This window comes from Microbacterium album, from assembly GCF_014643695.1.
Lineage (GTDB): Bacteria > Actinomycetota > Actinomycetes > Actinomycetales > Microbacteriaceae > Microbacterium > Microbacterium album.
This window is the reverse complement of sequence record NZ_BMJY01000039.1, coordinates 1-1,054: the sequence shown is the minus strand read 5'-3', so window position 1 is coordinate 1,054 and position 1,054 is coordinate 1. Positions and strand designations below refer to the sequence as shown.

Here is a 1,054-nt window from a genome sequence, read left to right as displayed (position 1 = left end):
TGTACTTCCCCGTGAGGTTGTGAACGCGGGAGGCTGGGGTCTGGCCGCCGAGGGCGGTGTGGGGTCGGTGGTGATTGTAGTGATGTAGCCAGGTCGGGAACGCTGCGACTCGGGCGGCTTCGTTCGGGTAGAAGCGGGCGTAGGCCCATTCTTCCTCGGCGGTGCGGTTGAGGCGTTCGACCTTTCCGTTCGTCTGCGGCCGGTAGGGGCGGGTGCGGCGGTGCTTCACGCTGTCACCGAGTGCGTCGCGGAAGGCTTGTGAGCGGTAGCAGGCGCCGTTGTCGGTCATCACCGCGGTGACCGTGATGCCCGCCTCGGCGAAGAACGCTCGGGCGCGGATCCAGAACGCCGCGGCGGTCTCCTTGCGTTCGTCATCGAGGATCTCCGAGTACGCCAACCGGGAGTGATCATCGATCGCGTTGTGAAGGAACGCGTAACCGCCCCCGGCCTTGCGGTCCCGGTTCCCAGCCGCCCGGCCGAGGACGCGGTGCCCACCGCCTTCGGGGATGCGGCCCTGCTTCTTGATGTCGACGTGGACCAGCTCGCCCGGCCGTGACGCCTCGTAGCGGACCGGCTTCGGTTTACGGACGGGCAGCCCGGTGAACCGGTCCAGATGCGCAAGCAGAGGCATCCCGTACCGCGCCAGGACCCGCCCGACCGTGGAGCGGGCAAGGCCCAGGTGGTAGGCGATCTTGTGCGGTCCCCATCGACGCGTGAACCGCAGCGCGATGATCCGCCGCTCCGTGCGCTGCGACAACCGATTCGGCGACGACACCGGCCGTGATGACCGGTCCGTGAGCGGCTCGCCAGCGGCGTACCGCTTGGCCCACCTCGACGCGGTCGCCGGCGAGCAGTTGAACCGTTCCGCAGCCCGCCGGATCGTCCAACCCGCATCAACGATCGCGGACGCGAGGCGGCGACGCCCTTCCGGCGTCAAGGGCGCGTTAGCGTGAGTCACGAGGGCCTCCGTGGTGATGTGTGAGTGTGGTAACCCACATCGTCCCCGGAGGCCCTCGCCTCAGCTCACACGTTCACAACGTGTCGGGGAACTACA

The 1,054-nt window shown here is 68.2% G+C and carries 1 protein-coding gene; it reads right to left on the bottom strand.

The genetic code is table 11. The features are described 5' to 3' along the window. A partial coding sequence (locus tag IEX37_RS15835; protein WP_188757338.1) for an IS481 family transposase occupies positions 1–958 on the bottom strand: 958 nt, incomplete at its 3' end. Positions 959–1,054 lie beyond the last annotated feature (96 nt).